Genomic DNA, 6154 nt, shown 5'->3' on the forward strand with positions numbered 1-6154 from the left:
GAGGCGACACTCGGGTCCTCGGCCTGCCCAACCTCAGCCCACAGCACGAAAACGGTCCACCGACTCCGTCGGCGGACCGTCACGAAACTTCGAGGTTAGGGGCAGGCCGGTGAGGGAGTCAATGACGCCTGCTCCGGTGCGGGTTCTGCAAGGCGTGGAAGGGGTCCGGCGCGCAGGCCGCCGTCGGCACAACCATGACCATCGACGACGGCTCGTGATGCCCCAACGGCGCTGCAAGGAGCAGGAGTTGCTGGGCTGGAAGCAAGGTCACAACAAGTCTCACAGACAGGTCCGCGCCCACGCGGAGCACACTTTCGCCTGCATGAAGATCTAGAACTTCCTCCGCGACTGCCGTCTCGAAGGCGACGGCGTCCACCAACCCATGCTCGGTATCGCACGGATGCACAACCTCGCTGCCCTCGTCGGATAGACCACCGAGCCGTACAGCAGACCACCATGCCTGAGGCCGCTCAGAATCATTTACGGGACGGCCCTCAGCGCGGCGTGGCGGTTGGGCACCCATCTGTCTGAATTGATTCGGATACAAGTCTGATTCATTGTCTAGATGGCCGACTCCTCGGATACTGACAGGCTTGCCACGGTGGCGGGCGTAGGGGGGATTCGATGGCTCGCTCGGCCGTACGTGACGGTAGCGATCCCAGGGCTATTCGTGACACTCGTGTGCTGATCGACTGTCTGCAGGAGCTGGTGAGGGGTGCCATCTCCAAGACCGTGCGCAACTGTTCCAAGTATCCGGAGGCGATCTGGTTCTCCGACGCGCCGGAAGGCATGGTGCGGCGGTTCAAGGACTCGGACCCGCGCATCATGGTGGTCAAGCATCGTCCGCTTAAGGACGCGCCACGGCTGCCATCGCTGCTGCAGGGCAGGGTTCAGGCGGAGGCTGTGGCCACACCGGGCGCAGAGCCTCCTGAGTTGATCGACGAAGCCACGCCAAATGAGCGCGGGAGCGCTCCGGAGAATCCGGATGAGACACAACCGGCGTTGGAAAGCGGCCCATCACACGTCCGCGCATCCTACGAGGCTTGGGCACAGCAATGGAGGCGCTGGTCTCAGGAGGAGCTGGCTGCAGAGGCTCAGCGTCGGCTGCACGGACGGCTCTATCAGATGGCGAAGAAGGTCCAGCAAGACGGCGACTCCTTCGAGATCGTTCTCGCGGTCGGACTGCTTCAGCTGGGATCCCAGCGGCCCTCGTCGCGAGTGCGCAGGCACATCGTTACCGTTCCGGTCACCGTTACCGTGGACCCCGCGTCGATCAGTGTGACGGTGTCCCTGCTGCCGGATCAGGCCGGGCGATTGGAGGACACGGATTTCCTCAGCGAGTCCGACGGCTTTTCCTCCGAGCTGACCGGCGTAGTGCGTTCTGCGGTGGAGGACGTCCCCTTCCATCCTCTGTCGGACCGGGCCACGGATGCAGTGCGAATGTGGGCGCAACGGGCCTTCGGCGTCGAGCGGGTAGTGCCCTTTGAACCGACCGACGACCCGGAGGATGTGACTGCCGAGGCGCGGGCACGTACTTTGCACTACGCACCCGCGCTGATCCTGCGGGAACACGGGCAGCGCTCCGTCCTGGGGTTCTACGAGAGCATCTCCCGATCGCTCAAGCGTCCGGGAGCGGAGGCTCCCTTGGGCTTGGCACAGTTGCTGTACGACCTTGATCCTGAGCACCGCACGGCATGGAGAAGCAGGATCGGTGCGGTTCCGCCAGCGCTGGGACCAGATCCACTGTTCCCCATGGTTACCAACAGCGCTCAGCGGGACGTTCTGCAGCGACTGCAGAAGGACACGAGCGTGGTGGTGCAGGGTCCGCCTGGTACCGGCAAGACACACACGATCGCCAACCTGATCGCGGCACTGCTGGCAGACGGCAAGCGTGTTCTGGTCACCAGTGAAAAAGGCCGAGCTCTGAACGTCCTGCGTGATCAGCTTCCACCCAGGTTGCGCAGCATGTGTGTCATCCAGGGTGATCAGTGGCAGAGCGGTTCCTCAGATCTGCGCCGCTCTCTGGAAGCCCTGAATCACCTCAATGCGACAACCAGCCTCGAACGGCTCCGGCAGCGCATCACTGCCGCGCAGGAGCAGCGTCCTCAGTTCATGGCTCAGCGGGCACGGATCCACGACAGTCTGCGCCAGATCCGCGAGGCCGAATGGTATGAGCATCCCGAGATAGCACCCGGATACCGGGGGCTGCTTGACGACATGGTGCAGGCAGTAGCGAGCGGAACAGACCGCTACCAATGGCTGCCGCCCCTCCCCTCCCCTGCTGCCGCAGCGCCGGTCTTGACCACGGACGAGGCACAGCGGTTGCGCCTGCTGGCGGAGCTGCACGGAGCGGGCATCCTAGACACAGATGTGCTGTACTGCCCTGATCCGGCCAGTCTTCCCGATCCGGCAGAGGTGGCGCGATCTGCTGAGAGGCTGCGGGTTGCTGAAGATGCCTTGGAGCAAGAGCCTCCATCGGACCTGGCTCGCGTGCTTGCAGCCCTCGGTGATGCCGAACTGGGCCGCCTGGAGGAAATGCTCGAGCAGGCTCAACAGGCACTGCTGCTGGTCGGGTTGCCATCGGACACCGAAGCGTGGGAAGACGGGAACTGGACGACGCGGGCGTTGACAGACGGCCTGGCCGGGCGTCGGCAGCAACTGTGGGACAGCATCCGCAAAGCCTCGCTGCGTGCCCAGCAGACCTACGAGCAGATCGCGGCCACGGGCTTCCTGGACGTGGAAGTTCCTCATGTCTCCGAGAGCGCGGAGAAGGATCACCTGATCGCGGCCCGCAATCTGGAGCAACATCTCCAGCGCGCTGGAAGGCTGAGTCTGCGCTGGCCTCGGTCTGCGGTCGTCCGGCAGGCGCGCTTCCTTCTTGAGCAGTGCCGGGTCGAAGGCATGGCTCCAGTCGACCGGGAGCGGATCACCGCAGTTGTGCGGCATCTGGAAATGCGCGCCCACGTCCGCACCCTGCGCGGCCGGTGGGAGGGCGTAAGGGCAGCGCCGGATCCCAATCCAGAAGATCGCCTCATTTCCGAGCTCTTGGACCGAGCCGCAGTCCTTCGGGCCATCGATGAAAGCGCAGAGTCCGTCCGCCGCGTCCACGCGGCTCTGCTGACGGCCGGGATTCAGCAGCCGGTCACCACCACCGAGCAGTGGAAGGAGGTACAGCGAGCCTGTTCCCGTTCCCGGCAGCTACTGCGCCTCGACGCCTCGCTTCGCGAGTTCGACGCCTTGTTGGGCGCCCTCCCACCGACTCATCCGCACGGTGTTCAGGAGCTAAAGCGTGCCGCGGAAGCCGCAGTGGCTCGGGACGCCTCAGCTTATATCCGCGCCGTCGAGGATCTGTCCGTCGCCTACCAGCGTGAAGCGGACCGTCGCGAGGCAGGCAAGCTCTTCGCGCGTCTGGCCGAGACCCACCCCGAACTGGCGCGGGAGTTCGCCTCCGAGCCTCTCGCCGCCCACTGGGAGGTCAGGTTCGCCGTTCTGCCCCAAGCCTGGGCGTGGCGTCAGGCCCGCGCGTTCCTCGACCAACATCTGCTCCCTGGCCGGGAGGAGCAACTCGAGGGCGAACTCGCCCAGCTTGAGGCCAGGCTCCATGACCTGGTGGAGCAGTTGGTGTGCGACCGCGCTGCCCTCCAGTGCGTCAGCCGCATGACGACGAAGCACAAGCAGGCCCTGGCCGCTTACGCGAGCGCTGTCGCGAATGCCGGGCAGGCGACGACAGGCTACGGCAAGCGCCACCAGCGGCACGCACGATCCGCTATGCAGGCCGCCCAGGGAGCCGTGCCCGCCTGGATCATGCCGCTGCGGCGTGTCGCGGAGACCATTACACCTGAACCAAACTCCTTCGACGTCGTCATCGTCGACGAGGCAAGTCAGGTGGGCCTGGACGGATTGCTGCTGCTCTGGCTCGCCCCACGCGTGATCGTTGTCGGAGACGACCGTCAGTGTGCGCCGTACTACACCGGCAGTAAGCACGACCGCATCACTCAGATCTTCGACGAACGTCTGGCTGCTCTGGAGCCATGGCAACGAGAAGGCTTCGACCCCAAGTCGAACCTCTACGAGCTGCTGCAGTCTCGCTTCACCGAGGTCATCCGCCTCACCGAGCACTTCCGCTGCATGCCCGAGATCATCAAGTGGTCATCCATGCAGTTCTACGCCGACAACCAACTCGTTCTCCTGCGCCAGCACGGCTCCGACCGGCTGCCCCCACTCAAGGCCGTGCACGTATCCGACGGGCATTGTGAAGGACTCCGCGAAAGAATGATCAACCGGCCCGAGGCAGAAGCCGTCGTCAGTCAATTGCAGAGTCTCACGCAGGACCCCACCTACGCCGGCCGCAGCATCGGGGTCATCGTCCTCCGTCACGGCGACCAGACCCGGCTCATGCAGGATCTCGTCCATGAACGCATCGACGTCGCCGCCTTGGAGCGTCACCGCATCGTGGTAGGCACACCCGAACGGTTCCAGGGAGATCAGCGGGACGTCATCCTCTTGTCCATGGTCGTGGACGGTGACCACGCCATCGCCGCCACCGGCCGCCACCACGAGCGGCGCTTCAACGTCGCTGCCAGCCGCGCCCGCGACCAGATGTGGCTCTTCCACTCCGTGACCGCCGACCAGCTCAGCAGCAAAGACCTCCGCCGCTCCCTGCTCACCTACATGCAAAGTCCGCCCCCGCCCTACACTCACTCCCACCAGCTGACCGACGTCCGTCCCGATACGCCGTGCAAGCCCTTCGAGTCCCTCTTCGAGCAGCGCGTTTACCTGCGCATCAAGGAACGCGGCTATGACGTCGTGCCGCAATGGGAAGTCAGCGGCAAGCGCATCGACCTCGTCGTCACCGGAGACCACGGCCGCCTCGCGGTGGAGTGCGACGGCAGCCCCCACCATTCGGCCCCCGACGACATCCGTCGCGACGCCGAACGCGAGCGGGAGCTGCGCCGCGCCGGATGGACATTCTGGCGCGTCCGCAGCAGTGCGTTCGCACTCAACCCGGAACAGGCCCTGGAACCCTTGTGGAAGCGACTGATGGAACTGGGGATCCACCCGGCCACCGCCCCCGACAGCACGTCACCCGGCCAGCCGGCGTGGACTCCGGTCGGACTGGCCGAGACCGAATCCGATATCGACCTGGACCCCTACGACGGCGAGCCGGAACCCGACAGCGAACCCGATGACGACAACGAGGCAGTCTGATGGAGCATCTCGACGACAGCACTCTCACCGAACTCGCGGCCATCGTCTGCGGCGACGAACCGGGAATGAAGCGACGGCCCGGCTGGGAACTGGCCGGCTTCCTGAGGCGGGCAGGCTGGCAAAACGTTCCCGAACACGACGGGCGCCCCCGGATGCTCTGGGTGGAAGAGACCCTGCGGGAAAGGCAGGACGAGGAGGCAGCCGACATCGAACGGGTCATCCTCCGGCTCGCCGACCGACGTGAATACCTTCAACAACCCTCCGACTACGACGCCGTCATGACCCGACTGCAGGACATCCTCGCCCTCGAAGGCCGACGCATCGACTACCACAAGCACCGGCCCGTCCTGACCGACTACGACTCCGACGAGGTCCCGCGCCCTCAGCGCGTAGAACTCAAAGTGGCCATCACCGACCTGGTCAACGACCCAGATCTCGCCAGTGCGGTGCAGCTGCGCTTGGACGAAGCACGCACCTGCCAAGAACACGGCGCGTACACCTCCGCCGTCATCATGCTCGGCAGCCTCCTCGAAGGCGTCCTCGTACACGCCGCCGACACCCGTCCTGCAGCCGCGCCACTCACCCGTCCCGCCCGCGATACCCGGCTGCAGGAGCTAATCCAGCACGCGCACGCCAACGGATGGATCGACCAGGACGCCAAAATGGCGTCAGACCTCCTGCGGACCTACCGCAACCTCGTCCATCCCCTCGCCGAAAAGCGCGCCCGGCACAGCGCGGACTTCGACACAGCCGACCTTTGCTGGTCCACCGTCAACGCCGTCCTTAACGACCTCGCAGCCAGCACCCCCCAAGAATAAAATCGCCGTGTGATGTAGCGACTGGAACCGCTGCTAGCGCTTACCCAGACGCTCGCGCAGTCGGTGCTCCCCGGACAGAGTCTGAATCGTGGACGCGAAGCTTGCGTATCGGCGGTGCTGCCGGGCCC

General features: G+C 65.2%; 2 protein-coding genes and 1 pseudogene. All 3 read left to right on the forward strand.

All coding sequences use genetic code 11. From position 1 onward, the window contains the following. Positions 1-149: 149 nt before the first annotated feature. Positions 150-430 (forward strand): annotated as a pseudogene (locus tag ACFWN1_RS30840) (IS5/IS1182 family transposase); the annotation flags it as partial. Positions 431-681: 251 nt separating this feature from the next. Continuing rightward, a complete protein-coding gene (locus ACFWN1_RS30845; protein WP_384369255.1) occupies positions 682-5208 on the forward strand; it encodes an AAA domain-containing protein in 4527 nt (1508 codons plus the stop codon). After that, positions 5208-6026: a hypothetical protein gene (locus ACFWN1_RS30850; protein ID WP_384369257.1), complete on the forward strand. Its 819-nt coding sequence runs from the start codon at positions 5208-5210 to the stop codon at positions 6024-6026. The genes ACFWN1_RS30845 and ACFWN1_RS30850 overlap by 1 nt, the downstream gene beginning before the upstream one ends. Positions 6027-6154 lie beyond the last annotated feature (128 nt).

This window comes from Streptomyces sp. NPDC058459, from assembly GCF_042721685.1.
Classification (GTDB): Bacteria; Actinomycetota; Actinomycetes; order Streptomycetales; family Streptomycetaceae; genus Streptomyces.

Bases quoted from the DNA above. Each gene is read 5' to 3' on its own strand.
- ACFWN1_RS30850 (WP_384369257.1), top strand. From the start codon at position 5,208: ATGGAGCATCTCGACGACAGCACTCTCACCGAACTCGCGGCCATCGTC.